This is a genomic window from Rhodococcus sp. ACS1 (assembly GCF_002300155.1).
GTDB classification, from domain to species: Bacteria; Actinomycetota; Actinomycetes; order Mycobacteriales; family Mycobacteriaceae; genus Rhodococcus_F; species Rhodococcus_F koreensis.
Window position 1 is genome coordinate 487,868 of sequence record NZ_NSDZ01000010.1, and the last position, 22,966, is coordinate 510,833.

At 70.4% G+C, this 22,966-nt stretch carries 22 protein-coding genes; 11 read left to right on the plus strand and 11 right to left on the minus strand.

Annotation, left to right across the window (positions count from 1 at the left end; translation table 11 throughout):
• Nucleotides 1-114 precede the first annotated feature (114 nt).
• The 5 genes from CJ179_RS40650 (at nt 115) to CJ179_RS40670 (ending at nt 4,152) form a co-directional block, all read left to right on the plus strand.
• Nucleotides 115-552, plus strand: coding sequence for an SRPBCC family protein (locus tag CJ179_RS40650; RefSeq protein ID WP_072945427.1), 438 nt, complete (start codon nt 115-117; stop codon nt 550-552).
• Entirely contained in the window at nt 549-1,790 is a 1,242-nt protein-coding gene (locus tag CJ179_RS40655; protein ID WP_072945425.1) for an ArsA family ATPase, read from the plus strand. Before CJ179_RS40650 ends, CJ179_RS40655 begins: the two co-directional genes overlap by 4 nt.
• Entirely contained in the window at nt 1,787-2,185 is a 399-nt protein-coding gene (locus CJ179_RS40660; protein ID WP_095865321.1) for a hypothetical protein, read from the plus strand. Before CJ179_RS40655 ends, CJ179_RS40660 begins: the two co-directional genes overlap by 4 nt.
• A gap of 52 nt (nt 2,186-2,237) precedes the next feature.
• The gene (locus CJ179_RS40665; RefSeq protein ID WP_072945420.1) at nt 2,238-3,251 is read left to right on the plus strand and encodes an ROK family protein; all 1,014 of its coding nucleotides are present in this window, start codon (nt 2,238-2,240) and stop codon (nt 3,249-3,251) included.
• A gap of 130 nt (nt 3,252-3,381) precedes the next feature.
• Nucleotides 3,382-4,152 (plus strand): 1-acyl-sn-glycerol-3-phosphate acyltransferase, encoded by a 771-nt coding sequence (locus CJ179_RS40670; RefSeq protein WP_072945418.1) that lies wholly within the window; start codon nt 3,382-3,384, stop codon nt 4,150-4,152.
• Nucleotides 4,153-4,165: 13 nt separating this feature from the next.
• Here the strand turns inward: CJ179_RS40670 and CJ179_RS40675 are convergent, their stop codons facing one another.
• Complete coding sequence (locus CJ179_RS40675) at nt 4,166-5,488, minus strand: glycosyltransferase 87 family protein (RefSeq protein WP_095865322.1); 1,323 nt, start codon at nt 5,486-5,488, stop codon at nt 4,166-4,168.
• A 67-nt stretch (nt 5,489-5,555) separates the two neighbouring features.
• Between CJ179_RS40675 and CJ179_RS40680 the strand changes: the two genes are divergently transcribed.
• Both CJ179_RS40680 and CJ179_RS40685 read left to right on the plus strand, forming a co-directional pair.
• Nucleotides 5,556-6,047 (plus strand): polyadenylate-specific 3'-exoribonuclease AS, encoded by a 492-nt coding sequence (locus CJ179_RS40680; protein ID WP_012688083.1) that lies wholly within the window; start codon nt 5,556-5,558, stop codon nt 6,045-6,047.
• Between the two features lie 42 nt (nt 6,048-6,089).
• The gene (locus CJ179_RS40685; protein WP_012688082.1) at nt 6,090-7,475 is read left to right on the plus strand and encodes a class II 3-deoxy-7-phosphoheptulonate synthase; all 1,386 of its coding nucleotides are present in this window, start codon (nt 6,090-6,092) and stop codon (nt 7,473-7,475) included.
• Nucleotides 7,476-7,516: 41 nt separating this feature from the next.
• Here the strand turns inward: CJ179_RS40685 and pknB are convergent, their stop codons facing one another.
• On the minus strand, nt 7,517-9,535 hold the full coding sequence (gene pknB, locus CJ179_RS40690) for a Stk1 family PASTA domain-containing Ser/Thr kinase (protein WP_257016023.1): 2,019 nt from the start codon (nt 9,533-9,535) through the stop codon (nt 7,517-7,519).
• A 110-nt stretch (nt 9,536-9,645) separates the two neighbouring features.
• Between pknB and CJ179_RS40695 the strand changes: the two genes are divergently transcribed.
• Nucleotides 9,646-10,014, plus strand: coding sequence for an Rv2175c family DNA-binding protein (locus tag CJ179_RS40695; protein WP_087556228.1), 369 nt, complete (start codon nt 9,646-9,648; stop codon nt 10,012-10,014).
• Between the two features lie 7 nt (nt 10,015-10,021).
• Here CJ179_RS40695 and CJ179_RS40700 read toward each other — a convergent pair whose 3' ends face one another.
• The 4 genes from CJ179_RS40700 to CJ179_RS40715 all read right to left on the minus strand — a co-directional run bounded on the left by CJ179_RS40700 (nt 10,022) and on the right by CJ179_RS40715 (nt 15,515).
• Nucleotides 10,022-10,957 carry a phytoene/squalene synthase family protein gene (locus CJ179_RS40700; RefSeq protein WP_095865237.1) on the minus strand — a complete coding sequence of 312 codons (936 nt, stop codon included), beginning with the start codon at nt 10,955-10,957 and terminating at the stop codon, nt 10,022-10,024.
• Nucleotides 10,958-10,964: 7 nt separating this feature from the next.
• Nucleotides 10,965-12,569: an alpha-(1->6)-mannopyranosyltransferase A gene (locus CJ179_RS40705; RefSeq protein WP_095865323.1), complete on the minus strand. Its 1,605-nt coding sequence runs from the start codon at nt 12,567-12,569 to the stop codon at nt 10,965-10,967.
• A gap of 121 nt (nt 12,570-12,690) precedes the next feature.
• Complete coding sequence (gene crtI, locus CJ179_RS40710) at nt 12,691-14,289, minus strand: phytoene desaturase family protein (protein ID WP_095865238.1); 1,599 nt, start codon at nt 14,287-14,289, stop codon at nt 12,691-12,693.
• 8 nt (nt 14,290-14,297) lie between these two features.
• Nucleotides 14,298-15,515 carry a polyprenyl synthetase family protein gene (locus CJ179_RS40715; protein ID WP_179377862.1) on the minus strand — a complete coding sequence of 406 codons (1,218 nt, stop codon included), beginning with the start codon at nt 15,513-15,515 and terminating at the stop codon, nt 14,298-14,300.
• A gap of 70 nt (nt 15,516-15,585) precedes the next feature.
• Between CJ179_RS40715 and metF the strand changes: the two genes are divergently transcribed.
• Nucleotides 15,586-16,551 (plus strand): methylenetetrahydrofolate reductase [NAD(P)H], encoded by a 966-nt coding sequence (metF, locus tag CJ179_RS40720; protein WP_206015927.1) that lies wholly within the window; start codon nt 15,586-15,588, stop codon nt 16,549-16,551.
• On the opposite strand, the gene CJ179_RS40725 is transcribed toward metF, so the two are convergent.
• The 5 genes from CJ179_RS40725 to CJ179_RS40745 are packed head-to-tail and all read right to left on the minus strand — an operon-like array spanning nt 16,544 to nt 21,437.
• Nucleotides 16,544-17,704 (minus strand): glycosyltransferase family 2 protein, encoded by a 1,161-nt coding sequence (locus CJ179_RS40725; RefSeq protein WP_072945385.1) that lies wholly within the window; start codon nt 17,702-17,704, stop codon nt 16,544-16,546. The two genes, metF and CJ179_RS40725, sit on opposite strands and share 8 nt — an antisense overlap.
• Nucleotides 17,701-18,414: a DUF3153 domain-containing protein gene (locus CJ179_RS40730; protein WP_072945383.1), complete on the minus strand. Its 714-nt coding sequence runs from the start codon at nt 18,412-18,414 to the stop codon at nt 17,701-17,703. Before CJ179_RS40730 ends, CJ179_RS40725 begins: the two co-directional genes overlap by 4 nt.
• A 31-nt stretch (nt 18,415-18,445) precedes the next feature.
• Nucleotides 18,446-19,258 (minus strand): carotenoid biosynthesis protein, encoded by an 813-nt coding sequence (locus CJ179_RS40735; protein WP_095865324.1) that lies wholly within the window; start codon nt 19,256-19,258, stop codon nt 18,446-18,448.
• Complete coding sequence (locus CJ179_RS40740) at nt 19,255-20,829, minus strand: NAD(P)/FAD-dependent oxidoreductase (RefSeq protein WP_095865239.1); 1,575 nt, start codon at nt 20,827-20,829, stop codon at nt 19,255-19,257. Before CJ179_RS40740 ends, CJ179_RS40735 begins: the two co-directional genes overlap by 4 nt.
• Complete coding sequence (locus tag CJ179_RS40745) at nt 20,826-21,437, minus strand: GNAT family N-acetyltransferase (protein ID WP_072945379.1); 612 nt, start codon at nt 21,435-21,437, stop codon at nt 20,826-20,828. The genes CJ179_RS40740 and CJ179_RS40745 overlap by 4 nt, the downstream gene beginning before the upstream one ends.
• Before the next feature lie 173 nt (nt 21,438-21,610).
• Between CJ179_RS40745 and CJ179_RS40750 the strand changes: the two genes are divergently transcribed.
• Nucleotides 21,611-22,075 (plus strand): SAV_6107 family HEPN domain-containing protein, encoded by a 465-nt coding sequence (locus CJ179_RS40750; protein WP_257016024.1) that lies wholly within the window; start codon nt 21,611-21,613, stop codon nt 22,073-22,075.
• A gap of 232 nt (nt 22,076-22,307) precedes the next feature.
• Nucleotides 22,308-22,736 carry a DUF3040 domain-containing protein gene (locus CJ179_RS40755; RefSeq protein ID WP_012688068.1) on the plus strand — a complete coding sequence of 143 codons (429 nt, stop codon included), beginning with the start codon at nt 22,308-22,310 and terminating at the stop codon, nt 22,734-22,736.
• Nucleotides 22,737-22,966 lie beyond the last annotated feature (230 nt).

The following is a 22,966-nucleotide window of genomic DNA, read 5'->3' on the forward strand; positions in this document are numbered from 1 at the left end:
TCCGGGCGCCGGAATCGTGTGTGATAGTCGGGCACCACACAGACATACGGAACCGGTAACGGCGTGGCCCCGGATCGACGACGGGTCGGCCAGGCGAAAGGAAGCGTTCACTCCATGCCCGAGAGGACCAAGAGGTCGATCAGTATCGAGGCGCCGCCCGCCCGGGTGATGGATGTGATCGCCGACTTCGACGCGTACCCCGCGTGGGTGGCAGCCGCGAAGTCCGTCGAGGTCATGGAACCCGGAAAGAACGGCCGCGCCGACCGGGTGCGGTTCGTGCTCGACGCGGGCATGGTCAAGGACACGTACGTCCTCCGTTACGACTGGGCGCCCGACGGCAAGTCGGTCAGCTGGGAACTCGAGTCCGGTGAGATCCAGAAGTCGCAGTTCGGTTCGTACGTCCTCGAGGACGAGCCGGACGGCGGCACCACCGTCACGTACGAGCTCACCGTCGACCTCACTATTCCGATGATCGGCCTGTTCAAGCGCAAGGCGGAGAAGGCGATCACCGACACCGCGCTCAAGGAACTCAAGAAGCGGGTGGAAGGCTGAGCAGCGAGGGCCGTGCCGGACCTGCGCGGGTCCAGTTCTTCGTGGGGAAGGGGGGCGTCGGTAAGACGACGCTCGCGGCCGCGACGGCACAGGCGGCGGCCGAGTCCGGGAACCGGACGCTCCTCGTCTCGCTCGACCAGGCGCATTCCCTCGCCGACGTGGTCGGGATCGCCACCGCCCGCGACGTCGTGTCCGTGACCGACACCCTCGACGTCCTCGAACTCGACACCCTCACGTTGCTCGAGAACAGATTCCGCAGCCTGGCAGCGGTTCTCGCGGCCGCAGGGACGCATGACCACGGCGCTCAGTTGTCCGCGCTCGAACCGGAGGAGCTGACCGGGCTTCCCGGCGTGCAGGACGTGCTCGGGCTGGGCGAGATCGTCCGGTTCGCCACCGAGGGTGACTACGACGCCGTCGTGGTCGACTGCCCGCCCACCGCGGATTGCCTCCGGACGCTCGCCGCGCCCGCGATGACTCTGGACTACCTCGAACGGGTGTGGCCGCAGCACCGCCGGATCGCCGCGCTGCTGGGTTCGGACCCCCGCCTCGTCATGCTGGTGTCGCTGATCGAACAGGTCGTGTCCGCGGTCGGCGAGGTCCGGGAGTTGCTCGCGAACCGCGCGAAAACCACTGTGCGACTGGTGACGACACCGGAGCGGGTGGTGCTGACGGAGACCCGGCGCACCGTCGCGGTGGCCGCGCTGTCCGGTCTGCGCATCGACGCGATCCTCGTGAACAATCTTCTGCCGCACTTCGATTCGCCGGCAGGACATGACGATCCCGGTGTGGCATGGTTGATCAGGCGGCGTGCCCTGCAGCAGCGGGTGCTCGACGAGCTCACCGCCTCCGCGGGCACCACGGTGATCCTCTCGGTCACCCGGTCGGTGACGGAGCCGGTAGGGTGGGCCGATCTCGGCGGTATCGCCAGGGAGTTGTATGCCGACGACACGGACGCGGTTGCGGTGTTGGGGAAGAACCCGCCCGCGGTGCGGGTGGGGCTGGAATCGGGGGCCGGTGTGGATTCTGTGTACACGATGCGGATGTATCTGCCGCTCGTGAACCCGTCGACCCTGACGTTGGGTCGAGTGGAGGACGACTTGGTCGTGGGAGCGGAAGGGGTGCGCCGCCGGGTGCGCCTCGCCTCGGTCCTGCGCCGGTGCGTCGTCGCGGGCGCAGAACTCGACGGAAGCGATCTGGTCGTGCGCTTCACGCCCGACCCACAGGTGTGGCCGGTATGAACGACGACCACGCGCAGCTGCTGGCGGAGCTGCGGGCGCTGGCCGAGACCGCCCTGGACCGTCTCGAGCCGATCCTCCAGCGCGCGGCGGCGCCGCACGCCGCGGCGGACGCTGCGGGAACGGCCGCCGGCACCGGTCAGTGGTCGGGATGCACGTGGTGCCCGGTGTGCGCGCTCGCGGCCCTGATCCGCGGCGAGCAACACGACCTCGTGACCCTGCTCGCCGGTCAGGCGTCCGTGCTGATCGCCGTGCTGCGGCAGATCCTCGACGAGCACACCGATCACGATCCCTCGGGCCCCGGCGCGCCGGAACCGGGTCCGGGCGACGGCGGCGGAATGCCCGATCCGGACGGCGGCCCCGCGTTCGAACCGATCACCGTCACCGTCAAGCGCTGACGGTGCCCGCCACCGGCCGGATCGGCGGACTCGTGCACGTCGGCGATCCGGCATGGGCACAATCATCTTCATGAGCACAGGCACGGGCAGCGATCGCACCCCCGGCTCGGCGCTGACCATCGGCATCGACGTGGGTGGAACGAGCATCCGTGCGTCGGTGGTCGACTCGGCCGGCGAGGTGCTCGACTCGCTCCAGTCGCCGACCCCGGCGTCGGCGAAGGCCCTGGAGAACGGCCTGGACCGGGCGGTGCGGGAACTGTCCGCGCGGCACGACGTCGCCGCGGTGGGGCTGGCGGTCGCCGGGTTCATCACCCCCGACCACACCACGGTGCGGTTCGCGCCGCATCTGCCGTGGGTCGGGGCGCCCGTCGGCCGGGACCTGGGGCAGCGCCTCGGTCTCCCGGTGATCCTCGAGCACGACGTGAACGCGGCGGCGTGGGCCGAGCACCGGTTCGGTGCGGCGGCGGGCGGCCGGAACGTGGTGATGCTCGCGATCGGCACGGGCATCGGCGCGGCGCTCCTCGCCGATGGCCGGCTGTACCGCGGCAGCCACGGCGTCGCACCCGAACTCGGGCACATCCAGGTCGTTCCCGGCGGTCGCCCGTGTGCGTGCGGCAAACACGGCTGCTGGGAGCGGTACTGCAGCGGGACGGCCCTCGTCGACACCGCGATCGAACTTCTTGCCGCGGATCCGGCGACGTCGACCGTCCTCGCGCGGGAGGTGGCGGTCGATCCCGGGGTGCTCACGGGCAGGAGGATCGCCGGCGCCGCACAGGACGGCGATCCGCTCGCGCTGGAGACGATGCGGGACTTCGCCCGGTGGCTCGGGGTCGGCCTGGCTCTCATCGGTGACGTGTACGACCCGGATCTCGTCGTGATCGCCGGCGGAGTCGCGAGTTCGTCGGCGCTGTTCATCGACGAGGCCCGCGAGCACTATGCGGCGCTGACGACGGGCTCCGGGCACCGGCCGCTGGCCCGGATCCGGCCGACCCAGCTGGGGGAGGCGGCGGGCATGATCGGGGCGGCGGAACTCGCGCGGGCGGTCCTGCCCGATCGGGTGGGTTGACGCCCGGCCGATCGCTGTAAACCCGCAGAGTGTGATGTTGTGCGGGCCTCCCGGCCGTGTGTAGCGACCCTCACCCACCCGAAGTAGAGTCGAGCCGAACGAAGCTTGGGTTGTGAACGGGAGGGACGCCATGTGGTACTGGCTCTTCAAGTACGTGTTTTTGGGGCCGGTTCTCTGGGGGTTGGGCAGACCGACCGTGGAGGGTACGGAGAACATTCCGGCGGAGGGCGGTGCCATTCTGGCGAGTAACCATCAGGCCGTGCTGGATTCGTTCTTCCTGCCGCTGCGAGTGCCGCGGAGGATCACTTTTCTCGCCAAGAGCGAGTATTTCACCGGGACGGGACTCAAGGGCGCGTTCCAGCGCTGGTTCTTCTCGGTGGTCGGCCAGGTGCCGATCGACCGGACGGGCGCCGACGCCGCGCAGGACGCTTTGAACGCCGGCTTGCGCGTCCTCTCGCAGGGCAAGCTGCTCGGCATCTACCCCGAGGGCACCCGGTCGCCCGACGGCCGGCTGTACAAGGGCAAGACGGGTCTGGCGCGCATGGCGCTCGAGTCCGGTGTGAAGGTCATCCCGGTCGCGATGATCGGAACGGAGAAGGTCAACCCGATCGGCTCCCGCGTGTGGCGTCCCGCAAAGGTCACCATCCGCGTCGGCGAGCCCATCGACTTCTCGCGTTTCGAGGGGATGGGTGGCAACCGGTTCGTCGAGCGGGCCGTCACCGACGAAGTCATGTACAAGCTGATGAAGCTGTCGGGTCAGGAATACGTCGACATCTACGCGGCCACGCTGAAGAAGAAGGCCCCCGCCGCGGACGGTTCCGCACCGGCTCCGGTGGCCGGCGTGGCACCGGCGAACGATGCGAGCACCGTCACGCGACTGCCGGACACCCGGGCGAGCTGACCGCCGCGACCTCTCAGCCGACGGGGACGGTCAGATCGTCGGAGTTCTCCGACCGATCGTCCTCGTCGGGCTGCGTGGGCCGGGTGCGGAACGCGACGCTCGCGACCAGCACCACGGCGAGCCCCCACCACACGTACGACGACGCCAGGAACTGATCCCACAGATTCCAGTGGGTTCCGCTCCAGCGTCCCACTCCGAGCTTCCAGTGCGCGGCGAGCTTGACGACGACGACGCCGACCACGGCCGTGACCGCCAGGGCGACACTCTTTCGTCGGTAGGCGAGGACGCCGAGCACGAGGACGACCGGCACCGACCACACCCAGTGATGCGACCAGGACACGGGGGAGACGAGCAACCCGAGGACGGCGTTGAGTCCCAGCGCGAGCGCCGTCTCACCGGCCCGCAGCGCCCGCACCATCGCGACGATCACCAGCGCGAGAACCGTGACGCTCAGCAGCAGCCAGATCGGGGTGCGCATCCCGTCGCTCAGACCGAGCCGGGCCAGCACGCCGGTGATGCTCTGGTTCGCGGGATACGCCGGTGTGCCGATCCGATCGGAATCGAAGAGCGTCTGCGTCCAATAGGTGACGGAATCGTTCCACGTCGCGATCGCGCCCACCGCGCTGAACGCAAGGAAACTGACCGTGGTGACGACGGCGGAGCGAAAGTCTTTGCGCACCAGGAAATACAGGATGAACACGGCCGGTGTCAGCTTCACCGCCGCGGCGAGGCCGATCAGCAGTCCGCGGGGCCACGGCGTCTTCTTCGGCAGGCAGTCCGCCGCGACCAGCAGCATCAGCAGAATGTTGATCTGCCCGTAGTCCAGGGTCGACGAGACGGGTTCGAGGGCCATCGCCACCGCGAGCGCGCCGAGCGCCGTCCACACCAGAGTGCGGCGAGGTGCGATGCCCAGCGAGTCGAGTGTGACGACGAGGACGCCGAACAGGGCGATCAGCGACAACACCGTCACCACGGTCCCGGCCGTCGCCAGCGACACCGTCGACAACGGACTGAACACGACCGCGGCCAGCGGCGGGTACGTGAACGGCAGGAAGTTGCCCATCTGGGTGGCAGGCATCGACCCGTACAGCGTCGGGCCGTGCAGGAACACCGAACCGCCCAGGCGGTAGACGTCGAGATCGAGCCGGTAGTAGAAGCCGAAGTCCCGCAGGCCGGGCAGTCCGAGCAGGTTGTAGGCGAATCCGACGGCGAGCCCGGCGAGCACGAGGACGCGGATCACGAGACCGCCGGCCCGGAGGTGCACGGGCACCCGCGGCCGGTCGAGCGGGTCCGCGACAGGGGCGGCGGACTGTCGACCGTCGGAGCGTGCGCTCACCGAGGCCTCCTTCACGAGGTAGGGGTGGATCCGGATGACGCCGACGGGTGAGGCATAGTTTGCGGGCGTGCGTTACTTCTACGACTGCGAGTTCATCGAGGATGGTCGCACGATCGACCTGGTGTCGATCGGGGTGGTCGCAGAGGACGGACGTGAATTCTACGCGGTGTCCACCGAGTTCGATCCCGACCGTGCGGGCAAGTGGGTGCGCAGGAACGTGCTGCCCAAGCTGCCGCAGCCGTCGTCGCCCCTCTGGAAGAGCCGCGCCCGCATTCGCGACGACCTCTACGCGTTCCTGATTCCCCGGCCCGGCATCGTCCCCGAACTGTGGGCGTGGGTGGCCGCCTACGACCACGTCGCGCTCTGCCAGCTGTGGGGTGACATGACGGAGCTGCCCCAGACGCTGCCCCGGTACACCCGCGAACTCCGGCAGTACTGGGAGGAGCACGGCAGCCCGGCGCTCCCACCTGCACCGGGCGACGCTCACGACGCACTCGCCGACGCCCGGCACAACCTGGCGAAGTTCGAGGCAGTTCAGGCGGCACGGTCACTCCGGTGACCTGACTCGCCATCGCTCCGGTCGAGCGAATATCCTGTATGGGTGAACTGGACTGTCGACGTGCCGATCGACCGCTTGCCCGAACTCCCGCCGCTGCCCACCGAGATGCGTGAGCGCCTCGACGCAGCGCTGGCCAAGCCCGCTGCCCAGCAGCCGCAATGGCCCGAAGGTCAGGCCGCCGCGATGCGGACCGTCCTCGAGAGCGTGCCCCCGATCACGGTGGCCAGCGAGGTCGTGGCCCTGCAGGAGAAGCTGGCCCAGGTCGCGCGCGGCGAGGCGTTCCTCCTTCAGGGCGGTGACTGCGCCGAGACGTTCGCGGACAACACCGAGCCGCACATCAAGGGCAACATCCGCACCCTGCTGCAGATGGCCGTCGTCCTGACGTACGGAGCGAGCCTGCCCGTCGTCAAGGTCGCGCGCATCGCCGGTCAGTACGCGAAGCCGCGGTCGTCGAACGTCGACGCCCTGGGTCTGCAGTCGTACCGCGGCGACATGATCAACTCCCTCGTCGCGGACGAGGCCGTGCGCGCCCACGACCCGTCGCGGCTCGTGCGGGCGTACGCGAACGCCAGCGCCGCGATGAACCTGGTCCGCGCGCTCACCGGCGCGGGCATGGCCGACCTGCACAAGGTGCACGACTGGAACCGCGAATTCGTGTCCTCGTCGCCGGCCGGGGCCCGCTACGAGGCACTCGCCGCGGAGATCGACCGCGGGCTGCAGTTCATGAACGCCTGCGGTGTCACCGATCCCAGCCTGCACCACGCGCAGATCTTCGCCAGCCACGAGGCGCTCGTCCTCGACTACGAGCGCGCGATGCTGCGCCTCGACAACGACGACGACCACGCCAAGCTGTACGACCTGTCCGCCCACTTCCTGTGGATCGGCGACCGCACCCGTCAGCTCGACGGAGCGCACATCGCGTTCGCCGAACTCGTGTCGAACCCGATCGGCCTGAAGATCGGTCCGAGCACCACCCCGGAGATGGCGGTCGAATACGTCGAACGCCTCGACCCCACCAACAAGCCGGGCCGGCTCACCCTCATCTCGCGCATGGGCAACAACAAGGTCCGCGACCTGCTGCCGCCCATCATCGAGAAGGTGCAGGCCACCGGTCACCAGGTGATCTGGCAGTGCGACCCGATGCACGGCAACACGCACGAGGCGTCCACCGGCTACAAGACCCGCCACTTCGACCGCATCGTCGACGAGGTCCAGGGATTCTTCGAGGTCCACAACGGTCTCGGCACCTACCCCGGCGGAATCCACGTCGAACTCACCGGTGAGAACGTCACCGAATGCCTCGGCGGCGCGCAGGACATCTCCGACCTCGACCTGTCCGGTCGCTACGAGACGGCGTGCGACCCCCGCCTCAACACCCAGCAGTCGCTGGAACTGGCGTTCCTCGTCGCGGAGATGCTGCGCGGCTGACCGCCCGCATCGGAGACCCTCACTGCCCTGCTCCCGCGGGGTCAGGGCAGTGAGACCAGGGTGACCGTGCTCCCCGGTTTCACCAGATCGCCGCTGCCCGGGTTCTGGCCGATGACCAGTGACCTGTCGGTGTCGGTCACCTGACGCACCTTCACGTCGAGACCGAGACGGCTCAGTTCGTCGCGGGCGGATCCGACGGTCCGCCCCAGCATGGACGGCAACCGCACCGCGTTCGACACACTCAACGTCACGCTGGTGCCCGCATTGACAGTGGTGCCCGCCTTCGGGCTGGTGGCGATCGCGTCCCCGGCGGCGACGTTCCGGTCGAAGTCGGTCGTGGTGTCCTGCACGACGATGCCCACCGCCTCGAGCGACGCGCGTGCCTCGGCCTCCGACATGCCCTTCACGTCGGGAACGTCCACCGGCGGTGCACCTTTGCTGACGATCAGTTTGACCGTGGAACCGGTCGCGAGTTCCGTGCCCGGTGCCGGGTCGAGTGCGGCCACCGCACCGATCGGGACCTTCGCGCTGAACGCCTGACCGCCGTCGACCGGGGTGAACGTGCGGTTCCGCAGTTCCTGCTCGATCCCCGCGCGTTCGCCGCCCGCGGGCAGCGGCGGGACGGTCGGCCTGCCCAGCGAGACGAGCAGGGCCACCGAGCCGTCCCGGGAGATCCGCGACCCACCCGTCGGATCGGTACCCAGCACCGTGTCGAGCGCCGCCGTGTCCGAATACTGCCCGCGGATCTCCGTCGACAGACCGGCCGCTTCGATCGCCGTCACCGCGGCACCCCGCGACAGACCGTCGGTGGTCGGGACCGCGGTGAACCGGCCCGAACCCATCCACCAGCCACCGAAACCCACCGCCAGGGCGAGCATCAGGATCACGAGCAGCCACACGATCGTGGTCCGGCGGGACCGTTGCCGTTCGGCGGCGAAGTCGGGGTAGTGGTAGCCGTCGTCGGTTTCGTCGTCCACCGCGAACGGCGGTTCGTCCATCGGCGGCCGCGGAGTCTGGGTGGTGACGACCCTCGTGTGCTGGATTCCGGGCTGCGCAGGCAGCGGGCTGGGCGGCGACAGCGGCGCGGCGGGCGGAAGGTGCACCGTCGGCGGTGCGACGGGGCCCGGCGGCGCGGTCAGGGGAGGAGCGCTCGCGGCGGCCGCGGCGCTCAGGTGCTGCGCCGAGCGTCGCGGGGCGGGCACCCGGTACGCGGGCAGGTCGAGCGCCGCCGCGATGCCGCGCAACGCCGAACCCATCTGCTCGGCGTCGGCGAAGCGGTGCGACGGCTCCCGGTGCGTGGCCTCCGCGACGAGTTCGTCGAACTCGGGCGGCACACCCGCGATGTACGAACCCGGCCGCGGAACGTCCTGGTTGATTCGCTGATACGCCACGGACAACGACGTGTCTCCGGTGAACGGGGTCCGTCCGGTGAGGAGTTCGAACAGCAGGACACCGGTGGAGTAGACGTCACTGCGGGTGTCGGCGATCCCCGACGTCACCTGCTCCGGCGACAGATACGCCGCCGTGCCCAGAATCACACTGTGCGACGTGGTGTTCGACGCCGCAGCCGCCCGCACCAGACCGAAATCCGCGATCTTCACCTCACCGCCGTCGGAGATCAGGATGTTCTCGGGTTTGACGTCGCGGTGCACGAGACCCGCCCGGTGGGCGACGGCGAGCGCGTCGAGAACCGGCCCCACGACCGCGGCCACCGCGTGCGGCGGCATCGGCCCGCGTTCCCGCAGGAGTTCGCGCAGCGTTCCGCCGTCGACCAGTTCCATCACCAGGAACGCGTGATCGCGGTCGTGTCCCTGGTCGTACACCGCGACCAGGGAAGGGTGCTTGAGTCGCGCGACCGAGCGGGCCTCGAACTCGAACCGGGTCACGAACGCCGGATCGGCCGCGAACTGCGGATCCATCACCTTGATGGCCACCGGACGGTCGAGACGCGTGTCGAGCCCCCTGTACACGGTGGACATGCCGCCACGCGCGATCGTGGCATCCACCCGATAGCGCCGGTCGAGCAGCTCGCCGATCAAACGTTGACCTCCATCGTGCACAGTGTCCGTTCCCCCGTCAGTGCGCGCAGCCCGGCCACGCGCCCCTCAATCGTAGCCAGCGACACCGACCGGTAGCGCCACGCCGGAGGCGACCAGATAACGTTAGGGGAGTGAGTGCCATCCCTTACTGTGACGATGTCCTGGACCCTTCCGTCTCGCTCCTCCAGCTGGTGGACGTCGCGAAGAACCTCGGTGTGGCCGTCACCCGCGTGCAGCAGCTTCTGCGGGATCAGCAGTTGATCGCTGTGCGCCGCGACGGCGTCCTCGGCGTCCCCGAACTCTTCTTCGACGAGACCGGTGAGACCGTCAAATGGCTGCCCGGTCTCATTGCGGTGCTGCACGACGGTGGATTCAAGGACGAGGAAATCCTGCTGTGGCTGTTCCGTGAGGACGACAGCCTCCCCGGCACGCCCGTCCAGGCCCTGCACGGCGACCTTGCCCGCGAAGTGATCCGCCGCGCTCAGGCGATGGGATTCTGACCGCCGGTCACCACATCCTGCCGCGGGCAGGCACCGCGAGCCGGGCGAACTGAGGCACCGCCGTCGCCCACCGGTTTCTCCGCGGAACGGTGGCGCGCCGGTCGAGGACCCGGTACCCGCCACGTTCGATCTCGTCGAGGATGCGCGAGTACAGCACGAACGCCGTACGGATGCCGGGTTGGACGCGTCGATCCAGCATCGCGATGCCCGGTTCCGCGTCCCGGTACACCGACCGGGTGACCGCGATCAGGTGGGCGAGCGCCCGCACGATGCGCTGGTCCGTCGTGCCGCGGCGGCGGCTTTGCGCGAGGAGTTCGGTGTCGACTCCGAACGCGGCCAGCTCCTCGGCCGGGAGATAGACCCGGCCCCGATCCAGGTCCTCGCCGACGTCGCGAAGGAAATTGGTCAGCTGGAACGCCTCCCCGAGGGCCGCGGCGTGCGGTTCGGCGCCGGGCCCGGTGGTGCCGAGGACGGGCAGCATCTGCAATCCGATCACGACGGCCGACCCGTACATGTACGTGCGGAGTTCGGTCAGAGTGGCGTAGTCGGCCCGGTGCTCCGGAGTCCCCGGAACGTCCATCCGCATCGAGTTCAGGAACGCGAAGAAGTAGTCGTGGGGGATGGCGAAGTCCGCCACGGTGTCGAGGAACGCGGGAAGGACCCGCCGCATCTCCGGTGAGCAGGCGGTGTCACCGACGGCGTTCTTGTCGGTGAAGCCGCGCCGTAGCACCGCGTCGATCCGGTCGAGTTCGGCGGCGCACTCCCCGGCGGTCCGGCCGGGATCGACGTCCACGAGGTCGTCGACCGTGCGGGCGAACCCGTAGAGGGCGTGCACGGCGGCCTGGCGGCGCTCGGGAAGCAACCGGGTGGCCAGGTGGTACGTGCGTCCGTGCTCTGCCGTCACCGCGCCGCAGTACCGGTAACTGTCGGACAGCGCGGTCATCGACCGGTCATTCGAGGCCGGGCGACGACGCAGCACCTGCGAGGTCGGAGGTGCGCTCTTCCTCGACGGGCCGGGGTGCGCGCAGCCGCAGCGGGTCGACCGTGCGCAGCGACACCGCCGCCACGACCGCGGCGAACGTCGCGAGCATCACGTGCGCCAACGTGTAGAGCCCGATCGACCCGTCCGGCTGGAAGACCAGCATCAACCAGGTGGACAACCCGACGAGGATCATCAGGGTCCGCGTCGACAACGCGAAGCCGGCCGCGATGGCGATCGGCCACGAGTAGTACCACGGCAGCGCCGCGGGCGACAGAATCACGATCGCGACCAGGACGATGAGGATTCCGAGGATCGCATCCCGCTCGGTCTTCCGGTACCGCCACCAGGCGGCGAGCACGATCGCGACGAGGGCCACCGCACAGATCGGGCGGGTGACGGCCAGGACCTCGCCCAGCCGCAGGTCCGCGAACCACGACGTTCCGACCGTCACGAAGTGGGCGAGGATCGTCGGCAGCGACAACCAGTTGATGATCTTGTTCGAACCGGACAGCGCCGTCATCCAGCCGAGCCCGACACCGGCGACGGCCGATGCGGCGGCGAAGACGACCGCGAACACGGCGAATCCCGCGCCGGCGGTCTTCGCGAACGACGCGAGCGGCGACGCGGGTGTGCGCCCTTCCGCCTCGGCCTTCTCCTTCTCGTGGAGCATCCAGATCCACACCATGAAGGGCAGCGCGGCGCCTGCGGTCGCCTTGATCGCGACCGCCACCGCGACGAGCGCGATGCCGGCCAGATGGCGGCGCTCGAGGACGAGCGCGATGCCGGCGATCATCAGGCCGACCATCAGCAGTTCGTTGTGGACACCGCCGATGAGATGGACGAGGACCAGCGGATTGAGCACGGCGAGCCACAGCGCGATGGCCGGATTACCGCCGAGGTGCCGCGCGAGGTGCGGAACGCCCCAGACCATCAGCGCGAGCCCGGGCAGCATCGTCACGCGCAGCAGCATCGTCCCGGCGATCACGTTGTCGCCGGTGATCGCGGTGATGCCCTGACTGAGCAGCAGGAACAGCGGACCGTACGGCGCGGTGGTGGTGGTCCACACGTTGCTGACGTTGTCGAGGAGGATCCCGGGGTTGACCACCGGACCGACGGCGTAGGGGTCGAACCCGTCACGCAGCAGCGCGCCCTGCGCCAGGTAGGAGTACGCGTCCCGGCTGAACATCGGCACGGCCAGCAGCAGCGGCGCCGTCCACACCGGAACGACCATCCGTAACTGCCGGAGCGTGACGTCGCCGCCGAGCGTGGCGCGGCCCAGCCGCACCCACGCCGTGATCATCGCGACGACACCGATCCAGACGATGACGGTCGACAGGATCTGACCGTGACCGAACCGGAGCCACGACAGGTGCATCGCCTCGAGCAACGGGTCCTCGCGGCGGACGCTGCCCGCACCGAAACCACCGAACGTGATCATCACGGCGCCCACGAAACCGAGGAGCGCGGCATGCCCCTCCGGGCTGCGGAGGAAGTCGGCCGTGGACTGGGGCCACGACCGCTGCGGCGTGGTCGTCGCAGCGGCGACGGTCGCCTGCCGGGCAGAGGACGTCATGAGTGCAGATTCCTCCCCCGAGGTGAGTTCGGTTGCGGTCGGTGCGCTCGTCGTCGCGCGCATCGCATGGTCGAGGAACCAGTTTAATTGCTGCCGCCACCAGTTCTCGCCACGCCTCGCCCTATCCTCCCGCACTTCGTGCTTTCGAGTGCAATTGCGCACTTCGTGCCGTGACGGGCCCGGTGATGCGTGCGGCCGCGAGTTTCCCCGACAGCAGGACGGTCGGAACCCCGACACCGGGCACGGTCCCGGAACCGGCGAGGACGACGTTGTCGAGGCCCCCGACCAGGTTGGGGCGCCGGAACGGTCCCGTCTGCCGGAACACGTGCGCCGCCGCGAAGGGGCTGCCCGCCGCCATGCCCTTCCCGAGCCAGGTCAGCGGAGTGTCGACGTGGTCGATGGTGAAATGCTCCGCGATCCCGCTGTAGCCGCGCTTCTCGAGTTCGCGCAGCAGTTCGGTCACGTACGGGCCGGTCAGCGAGGACCACTCCAGTGGTGCGCTGTGCAGGTTGGGGCAGGGAGCCAGCACCGACAGCGGTTCCGAGGCGGTGCCCGCGCGGTCCACGGCGAGGCCCGGGTCCGACACGGCGGGCCGGGTGATCAGCAGCGACGGGTCGGTCATCAGCCGTCCGCGTCCCCGGCGTGCGGTGATCTCCGCGAACGTCCGCTTCCACGCGTGACCGAAGTCGATGGTGTGGTGCCGCTGGGCGGCCCACCCTGATGCGACCGCGGTGGGGACGGTCCCGTGCAGGACCACGGCGGACGGCGACACCCGTACCCGGCGGGGGGTCCGGCGGGTCACCGGGCGCAGCAGCGCGTCGACGACGGCCGTGTCGGCGGTGAGCACCAGCGCGTCGCAGTCGATGCGGTCACCCGTAGACGTGACGACGGCGCCGACGCGATTACCGGTTCGCTCGAGTGCCGCGACCTCGGTGCCGAACCGGATCTCCCCACCCGCGGTGGTGAGGGCGTCGGCGAGGGCGAGCGCGATCGAACGCATCCCGCCCCGGGGGAAGTAGACGCCGAGCGAGGTGTCCATGTGGGCGATCGCGCCGTACACCGCGAGGGCGTCGGCGGGGGCGACGCCGGCGTACAGCGCCTGGAACGTGAAGATCCGGCGCAGTCGCGGATCCGTGACGGTCCGGTCGACCCGGGCGCCGAGCCGGCCGAATCCGCCCAGCGCGGTGAGCGTCAGCAGATCCTTCGCGGCCTCACGGGACGAGACGAGATCCAGCGGCGAGTCGAAGTTCGCGTCCATGAAGCGGTGGTACTCGGCGTCGAAGATCCGGCCGAGCCAGCGCCGCAGCCGCAGGTACCGGGCCGATTCGTCCGGCCCGCACACCCGGCCGACCTCGGCGGCCATCGCGTCGGGATCGGAGTGGACGTCGAGCGAGGAACCGTCCGCGAACCGCGCGTGATACGCCGGGGCCAGCCGTTCGAGGACCAGCGGCGGGCGGGTCGACGTGAAATTCGCGCCGACGGCGGCGAGGGCTTCACCGACCAGTTCGGGCATCGTGAGGACGGTCGCGCCGTTGTCGATGTCGTAACCGGGACCGCGGTAGGTGCCGACCCGGCCGCCCGGTGACGACTCCCGTTCGAGGACGGTGACGCGGCGGCCCGATCCGGTGAGGTGCAGGGCGGCGGAGAGACCGGCGAGGCCCGCGCCGACGACCACGACGTGATCGGTGCGGCCGGGAACCGTCCGTAGCGCGCGAGCCACCGCGGGCCTCAGTAGTCGCGGCGCGTCGCGGCGACGGCCATCTCGGTGAGCTGCTGCTTCGCCGCGGCGGTGGCGGTGCTCGTCTCCAGCGTGGACAACGCGTTCGCGACGAGATCCTCGATCTGCTTCTCCACGTCCGCGACCGCGCCGAGCGAGGTGATCGTGTTCCGGAGGGTGTCGACGTCCGAATCGGACAGATCGGTGCCGATGCCCTCGCGGAGCAGGGTGGCCGCCGCGGGGTCGCCCGCATCGGCGCGCTGCAGCGACATCGCGAACAGGACGGTGCGCTTGCCGGCCCGCAGGTCGTCGCCCGACGGCTTGCCGGTCACGGCCGGATCCCCGAACACGCCCAGCAGGTCGTCGCGGAGCTGGAAGGCGATACCGATGTCGGTGCCGAATCGGCGGTACGCCGAGACCAGGGTGTCGTCGGCGCCGGCGAGTGCCGCGCCGAGGTGGAGCGGCCGCTCGATGGTGTACGCCGCGGTCTTGTACCGGTTGACCTTCATGGCGGCATCGATCGACTCGTCCGCCCGGGCCTCGTTGCTGATGTCGAGGAACTGCCCGCCGAGCACCTCGGTGCGCATCGCCGACCACACGGGGGAGATGCGAGCCGACGCGTCCGGGGTGATGCCCGATTCGCGGATCATGTCGTCGGCCCAGGCCAGGGCCAGATCGCCGAGGAGGATCGCGACGCCCTCGCCGAAGTGAGCGGAATCACCGCTCCACCCCCCGGCGCGGTGCTGTTCCGCGAACTCGACGTGGACGGTGGGGAACCCGCGGCGCGTCGTGGAGGCGTCGATGATGTCGTCGTGGACGAGGGCGCAGGCCTGCACCAGTTCCAGCGCGGAGCAGGCGCGGAGCACGGGCCCGGCCTCGGGGCCCCGGGCGTCGCCGCCCGCCCCGAGCCAGCCGGTCCACGCAAAGGCAGGACGGACCCGCTTGCCTCCGCGCAGAACGAAGTCCTCGAGCGTCGTCACGGCCTCGCGGTAGCCGCCGCCCACGGCGTCGACCAGGTCCTGCCGGCTGGTGAAGAAGTCGCGCAGCGCATTTTCGACCTCGGCCGCGAGGGCGGAGGGGCGCGTTCCAACGGACAGTGTTGCCTCCAGGATCGAAATTTCGCGTGCGCGCCGAGACCGGCGGCAGGCGTCGACACCACCATAGTGGGCGCTCGTCCGGGCGGCCGGTTGCCCGGATCCCGGGTGCCTGCGGAGACGCAGTGGGTGCATTGCGCCGGACACTACCTATGCTGGACGGGTGACATTCGATTCCGTCAGGGGGCGGGCCAGCGAAGGCTGGGTGACCCGCACCCCGTCCATCGTCGACCGGATCCGGTCGTCCGGCGACGGTCGGGTGCCCTTTTCCGTCGAGTTCTCGCCGCCGCGGGACGAGGCCGCCGAGGCCCGTCTGTGGCGCGCCGTCCGCGAGTTCGAGCGGATGGGTCCGGCCTTCGTCTCCATGACCTACGGTGCCGGCGGGTCGACGCGCGACCGCACGGTCCGCGTCACCGGACAGCTCGCCGAGGAGACCACACTCCTGCCGGTCGCGCACCTCACCGCCGTGTCCCACAGCGTCGACGAGCTGCGGTCGATGGTCGGCGCCTACGCCGACCGCGGAATCAGCAACATCCTGGTCCTGCGCGGCGACCCGCCCGGTGACCCGCTGGGCGAATGGGAGAAGCACCCCCAGGGCGTCGAGTACGCCGAGGAACTCGTCCGGCTCGTCCGCGACCTCGGTGACTTCCACGTCGGTGTGGCGTCGTTCCCGGAAGGCCACTACCGAGCGCCCGATCTCGCGCACGACACCCGGTACCTGGTGTCGAAGCTGCGGGCCGGCGCCGAGTACTCGATCACCCAGATGTTCTTCGACGTCGACGACTACCTGCGTCTGCGCGACCGGGTGACGGCGTACGACCCCGAGCAGGGCGCGAAGCCGATCATCCCCGAGATCATGCCGATCACGTCGCTGGGGTCGGTCCGCCGCATGCTCGAACTGTCGGGGTCGCGTCTACCGGCGCACCTCGAGAAGCGGCTGGCCACGGCCGCGGGCGACGGTCCGGAGGAGAACCGCGCCGCTGTGCGCGAGATCGGCATCGACCTCGCCACCGAGATGAGTGAACGTCTCATCGCGGAGGGTGCGCCCGGCCTGCACTTCATCACCCTCAACTTCGCGCGCGCCACCAGCGAGGTGCTCGCCCGGCTCGGCGACAAGGTCGGTTCGGGTGTGGCGGATCCGGCCCCGGTCACCCCGGCGCCGGTCAGCTGAGCGTCCGGCCCTTCCACCGGGTGCGCCCACGCCGATGACTGCGGTGTGACGACACGGTCAGCGCCGTCACCGCGGCCACCGACAGCGGGTGTGCGAGCGCGCCGGCCATGTCCGCGGTGGTGAGGCGGTCGCCGCGTTCGAGTGCCCGGGCACACAGCCGGGACGTCGTGGCCGCGAGATACCCCACCGCGCCCCACTGGCGGACCCGTCCCCGTCCTGCCGCGAGAGCCACCGGCGGCACCAGGTACGCCACGGTCGCCACACCGAGGACCGCGGCGGCGCCGGGGCGGGAGCCGAAGGCCGTCCACAGCCAGCGGTCGTAGCCGCGGCGCAGCGCTCCGGCGTCCTCGTACATCCGGCACGACGCCGACCGGCCGGCCACGACCAGCGTGGTCGCCCGCCCGCACCGGCGAAGCAGGCGTGCGATGTCGAGATCCTCGGTCACGCTGTCGGCGACGGCCCGGTGACCCCCGACGTCGCGGTACGCGGCGGCGTCGAAGACCATGAACTGCCCGCAGGCGACGGCGGTGGACGGGCGCCGCGAGCGGTTGGCGAGTCGGACGGGCAGCGTCGCCGCCCACGACCAGCCGAGCAGCGGCTGCACCAGGGCCTCGCCTGCCGACCCCGCCTGCTGGAACGGCCACGCGCAGACCAGGGCCGTGTCGGACGCGCGCAGGGCGGCGCAGGCGGCGGTCAGCGCGTCCGGGCGCAACCGCACGTCGGCGTCGAGGAACACGAGGATCCCGGTGCCTGCCCGGCCCTGCGCGAAGGCGTGCTCGCTCACCCGGTGGCAGGCCGCGGGTTTACCCACCCACCCCGGCGGCGGTTCCGCGGTTCCCCGCACCACCGAGAACCGGGGGTCGCCGCCGGCCGCCGCTTCCGCGGCCCCGGCCGTCCCGTCCGTGGAGGCGTCGTCGTAGACGAACACCCGGAGATCGTCGACCCCGCGCTGTTCCCGCAGGTCGCGGATCAGGCCCGGCAACCGGTCGCGCTCGTCCCGGGCCGGGACGCAGACCGTGACGGGTTCGGTGACCGGGCGGGCCGGAGTAGGCAGGCGCGGTGCGGAGCGCAGGTTGGCGGCGGCGACGGCGAGACCGAACACCGAGACCAGGGAGCCGAACCGGACCACCCGCTCGATCGGCGCAGCGGTCACACCTCCGAGTGGTCCCGTCCGCGACGGCTGCCGAGCACCGGTTCCTTGTTGCGGGCCATCCACGCCAGCGCACCGACGATGACGGCGACACCCAGCGTCACACCGGCCATGATGCCCGCCCAGCCCGCGAAACTGCGGGTGCTGGGATCCGAATAGCGCACCTCGGCCCGGATCGTCGACGTGTCGCCGGCGGGCAACTTCCACGACACGATCGAATCGCCCTCGCGGGTGCCGTTGGTGGTGGCGACGCGGGCCGGGAACGCGATCGTGAACTGCACGTCGGTGCCCTGAGCGGGGACCGAACTGAGATCGGCCTTCCCGTCGAGGGTCACGAGGTCGCCGGTCCGCTGGAGCGAGATCTGGAAACTTCCCGTGGCCTGCTCCGACATGGTGCCGAGCTGCTGCACGTCGCCGAACGTGAGGTCGCTGAAGAACGCCTGGCTGCCCACGTAGCCGTCCTTCTTGTACTCCTGGACACGCACCTTGTCCGACAGCGAGCCGGGGGGAGTGAGCTGGGGGCCCTTGTCCTGATCGTTCGCAGGCACGGCGGCGGCCACGATCTGGCCGGAGACCCGGTCGTCGGCGGACACGCCCATCGACACCTGAACCCGCAGGCATCCCGCGAGGAACGGTACGAGGAGAAGTCCGAGGACGGCGAGGGACGCGGCCCTCCGCGAGCGGGTCGAGGTCGGAACCGAAGGCAGCTGCACAGTCGTATCGTGCCAGGGGACCGGTTCGGTGTCAGGCGTGAGGGTGCGTGTCGCGGGCCCCGGGGCGCCGGACGCCCGGCCGCAGCAGCGAGACCAGCAGGGGAACTCCCAGGATTCCCATCGCGCACCACCCGTAGACCGCCGAATACCGCAACTCGGGGGCGTCCAGGAAGACGGCGTGGGCCAGCGCCGAACCCAGCCACGTCCACAGGAACAACCCGACCGGGACGCCGTCGCGGTGCCGGGTTCCCGTGCCGAAGCGACGGTCGATCCGGTCGACCGCGACCGCCATCACCGTCGCGACGACGAACCACCCCGCGTAGTTCGTCAGCGGAATGTGCTCGACCCCGGGCAGGCCGGCGTCGGTAACGCACCAGCGCCACTGGCCGTCCGCGACCATCTGCGGGTCCAGATACAGGTCCCAGCCGACGACGCCGACGGTCGTCAGCGCGACCCGGACGGCCCGCCGGTGCGGGCCGCGGGCGAGCGCCGACGCCACACACCACACCGGGTAGAAGCCGGCGGTCCAGGCGAACGGCACCACCAGGGGCACCCCGGCGAGCGCGGGACCGAGCCGGTCGACGCTGTAGTCGTAGCAGCCGTAGGGAAAGCCGGTCGCCGTCCCGGCGACCTCGGAGACCAGACCCAGCCCGGCCGTCACGACCACGAGTCCCACCGCCCAGCGTCCGCCCCGGGTCACGGCCGCATGGGTGATCGAGGCGGCGGCGAGCAGGACGACGACGAACACGGTGACGACGTCGCGGACCCCGCCGTGCACCAGCGGGTAGAGGATCTGCGCCGCGATCGCCGCCCCCGCGAGAACGGCGGGAACGCGGGAGGTCATCGCCGGCGCCACACGCGGGCCAGACCCTTTCGGTCGTCGCGGAGCGCGATCCGGGCGGCGCTGCGGCCGCTCGCGCCGGACACCCCGCCACCCGGATGGGTCGAGGCCCCCGTCAGGTACAGGCGGTCCGCCCCCGGAACCCGGTGCCCCGACAACTCGGGAAGGGGACGCCACATCATCATCTGGTCCAGCGACATCTCCACGTGCATGACGTTGCCGCCGAGCAAACCCATCTCGTCTTCGAGGTCCTGCGGAGACTGCACGTGCCGGTCGAGGACGGACTCGCCGAAACCGGGTGCCAGCGCGTCCATCTCCGCCACGATCCGATCGGCCTCCGGCGCGGCGAGGTCCGTCCACCGCCTGCCGCCGGTCAGCCGGTACGGCTGCCACTGCGACCACAGGGTCACCTGGTGCCTGCCCTCGGGCGCGATGGTGGGATCGAGTCCGCTGAAGCTCATCCCCAGCACCGCGGGCCGCGGCGGGAGCTCCCCGGCGAGCGCCGCCCCGTGCGCGAGCCGCAGCTGGGCGCGATCCGAGACCAGCAGCTGGAGCCCGTGGGTGACGGTGTCGTCGGGCGCACTCGGATAGGCGGGGAGCGCGTCGGTCGCCAGCCGCACCACCATCCCGATCCCCGGGCCGACGCGGATCCGGCGACGCCACCGGGCGAGCGTCTGCGCGTCGTACCCGCCGCGTTCGAGCAGGCCGAGGGTGGTCAGCACGTGGCAGCCCGCGACCACCGCGCGGGAGCGGATCTCGCGGCCCGACGACGTCCGGGTCGTCCAGGTGCCGCCGTCGCGGCTCAGCGAGACCACCGACTCGCCGAGCGTGACCGTCCCGGCGTCCGACCGCAGCCGAGAGGCGAGCGCCCCGGTCAGGGCTCCGCTGCCGCCGACGGCCCGGCCGGGCGGAACGGTGTGCATCAAGGCCGCGAACCCGACCATCGGCGCCGTCCCCGGCTCCGACATCGGCGGACCGGACTGGGCGCCGAACCATGCGAGTGCCGCCTTGAGTCGTTCGTCGTCGAAATACTCGTCGAGCAGTGCGTCGCCGGAACCGAGGAACTGCCGGGAGAGGTCGCTGCCGCCGCCGCCCGTGTCGAGCCCCCAGAACGACGAGAGCAGCGCGGGCGCGGTCGGCGGATTCGAGAACGCGCGCATGACGCGGGCGCTGCGCGGACCCCACACGTCCACGAACCGGCGGTACGCGTCGGCGTCCGCGGCCCCACAGGACTCCTCGATGGACCGGCACGTCCCCTCGAGGCTGCGGCGGAACACGATCCCGGGCCGGTCCGTCCCCGCGGGGGCGGGGGCGAACGCCCACGGATCGCAGTCGAGGTACCGCAGGCCGTGCGCGCCGAGGTCGAGTTCCTCGACGATTCCCGTGTGCCGGACCATGATGTGCGCGGACGACCCACGGTCGACCTTGTATCCGGGGAAGCGTTCCACCGTGGACACCGCGCCGCCGAGCACGGTGTCGCGTTCGATCACCTCGACCGACCACCCGGACCGCGCGAGGTAGCACGCCGACACCAGCGCGTTGTGTCCCGACCCGACGACCACCGCGTCGATCACAGGGGAAGCCCGCGTCCCAGCACCGCGAACGGCCGGTTGTCCCCGGCGAATCGGAAGTGGCGCAGGACATCCCGGAAGCCGAGGCGGCGGTACAGCCGCCACGCGCGGTTGTCCTCGTCCGCCACTTCCGGGGTGGAGAGCAGCACTCCGCGTTCTGGTCTGCGTTCGAGGAGGCGCAGGAGCAGGGTCTCGCCGAGCCGGTGTCCCTGGGCATCCGGGTGGACGTGGAGTTCGGTGAGTTCGAAGTAGTTGCCGAGGATCACGTCGATCTGGTCGCGGGTCCACCCGGTGTGGCGCAGACCGGAACGGACCTGCTGGTGCCACCACTGCTCGGGGGCCCCGCGGTATCCGTAGGCGATGGCGACGAGGCGGGCGGCCGCGTCATCGGTGGATCCGTCACCGGCCGGGACGAGTGCGCCGACGCCGCGCCACCCCGACCGCTGGAGGTGCTCGTTCCACATCGGCGCCCGGTGGTATTCGGTGCCGTGGGGATAGCCCATGGCGGCGACGTAGATCGACAGCGCCTCGTGCAGGCGGTCGCGGAACTGGGCGGCCGAGAGTTCGACCACGCGCGGAGTCTGGTCAGCGTTCGGTTCGACCGGTCTCACCTTTCTCTTGACGACGTGTCGGTGGGTCCAGCTATATTGAATAGGTCGAACAGATGTTCGATGGCGGGGATCCGGCGATGCTCGAGGGAAGCGAGCATCGCCGGCCCCCGGACTCACGACCTGACTACGCCCGGCGGGGTGGTTGCACCGGGGTTTTGGAGGTGTTCGAAGTGATGACGAACCCGGTCACGGGACCGACCTCTGGGAACTCGCACCGGCGGGGTGACGTACGCAACCCGGCCACGAGGCGCGGTTCGGTGCTGCTCGATCGCGCCGACGCGCTCCTCGCCCAATCGGTGGGGGCAGGTGGCCCGGCGGATCGATTCCACAGCGCGTACCTGGCCGCGTTGCGCGGCGCGGGCGCGGTGCTGGCCGCCTCGGAGGGGCCTGCGGCGGGGAGCAAGAGGACACGAACGCGTAACGCCTGGGTGCTCATGGCGCGCGCGGCGCCGGAGTTCGGGAACTGGGCCGACTACTTCGCCGGTCACTCGGGCACCCGCGCCGCCATCGAGGCGGGAATGTCGCGAACCCTCACCGATCTCGAGGCCGACGAGTTCTTCGTCGAGGTCGGGCGCTTTCTACAGGCCGTCGAAGAGCACATCGGACGTGGCGCAGGTCTCGATTTGCGGGCCTCCTGAGCGGCGGGCGGCCGGAAACGGCGGGAAAACGGTGAGGCGTCCGCGACATTGCGGTGCCCCGAACGTCGTTCGGTGCGGGAGTCCGTAAGGTTGGTGGGGAACTCGTACGTGGAGTAGGTGGTACGGGGATCGAACTGCTCGTATTATTAAATCTAGGTAGCCGCCAAAGTCGGTTACCCACCGTCTCGCACCGTGAGGCGGTGGCCAACACTCCAGTGCCGGGGGAGGTACCGTGCCACTCTCCGAGCACGAGCAGCGCATGCTCGACCAGATCGAGAGCGCTCTCTACGCCGAGGATCCCAAGTTCGCCTCCACTGTGCGAGGCGGTCGCATGCGTGCGGCATCGAGTCGTCGTCGATTGCAGGCGGTGGCCCTGTTCGTTCTGGGCCTGGTTCTGCTCATCGCCGGCGTCGCCCTTCCGATCAAGCCGGGCGGTTTTCCCGTCATCAGCCTGATCGGCTTCATCGTCATGTTCGGTGCCGGAGTCCTCCTCCTGTGGGGTGGAGGAAAGAGCAAGTCCGGACAGTCCTCGCGTGGTGGCTCGACCACGCAGGGTGAGACCGGCCGTGCCGAACGCGGTAAGCCCCGAAGCGGGCGCAAGAGTGGCGGATTCTCGTCGCGAATGGAAGACCGCTTCAAGAAGAGATTCGAGCAGGAGTAGTACGACCCGCTCGGCAGTTCAGTGGCGGCGTGGCATGTGATGCCACGCCGCCACTGCTGTCTCCGGGGCCGGCGCCCGGTCGCCCGGCGCCCACTCGTCCCGGTCGTGCCCGGTGGGTGGGGCCAGTGAATGCTCCCGCCCGCCAATCCCCACCCTCACCCACCCCGTTTCCCCACTTTCCTCCCTCGGGTCCGCGACAAGCCGTGGAGCAGGGGTAACGCACCCGTCCG

Excerpts from the sequence above, each read along its gene's own strand:
- CJ179_RS40750 (WP_257016024.1), top strand. The coding sequence starts at position 21,611 with ATGACGAACCCGGTCACGGGACCGACCTCTGGGAACTCGCACCGGCGG.
- CJ179_RS40670 (WP_072945418.1), top strand. The coding sequence starts at position 3,382 with ATGTGGTACTGGCTCTTCAAGTACGTGTTTTTGGGGCCGGTTCTCTGG.
- CJ179_RS40705 (WP_095865323.1), bottom strand. The coding sequence starts at position 12,569 with ATGACGTCCTCTGCCCGGCAGGCGACCGTCGCCGCTGCGACGACCACG.
- CJ179_RS40700 (WP_095865237.1), bottom strand. The coding sequence starts at position 10,957 with ATGACCGCGCTGTCCGACAGTTACCGGTACTGCGGCGCGGTGACGGCA.
- CJ179_RS40735 (WP_095865324.1), bottom strand. The coding sequence starts at position 19,258 with ATGACCTCCCGCGTTCCCGCCGTTCTCGCGGGGGCGGCGATCGCGGCG.
- CJ179_RS40665 (WP_072945420.1), top strand. The coding sequence starts at position 2,238 with ATGGGCACAATCATCTTCATGAGCACAGGCACGGGCAGCGATCGCACC.
- CJ179_RS40660 (WP_095865321.1), top strand. The coding sequence starts at position 1,787 with ATGAACGACGACCACGCGCAGCTGCTGGCGGAGCTGCGGGCGCTGGCC.
- CJ179_RS40715 (WP_179377862.1), bottom strand. The coding sequence starts at position 15,515 with ATGCACCCACTGCGTCTCCGCAGGCACCCGGGATCCGGGCAACCGGCC.
- CJ179_RS40650 (WP_072945427.1), top strand. The coding sequence starts at position 115 with ATGCCCGAGAGGACCAAGAGGTCGATCAGTATCGAGGCGCCGCCCGCC.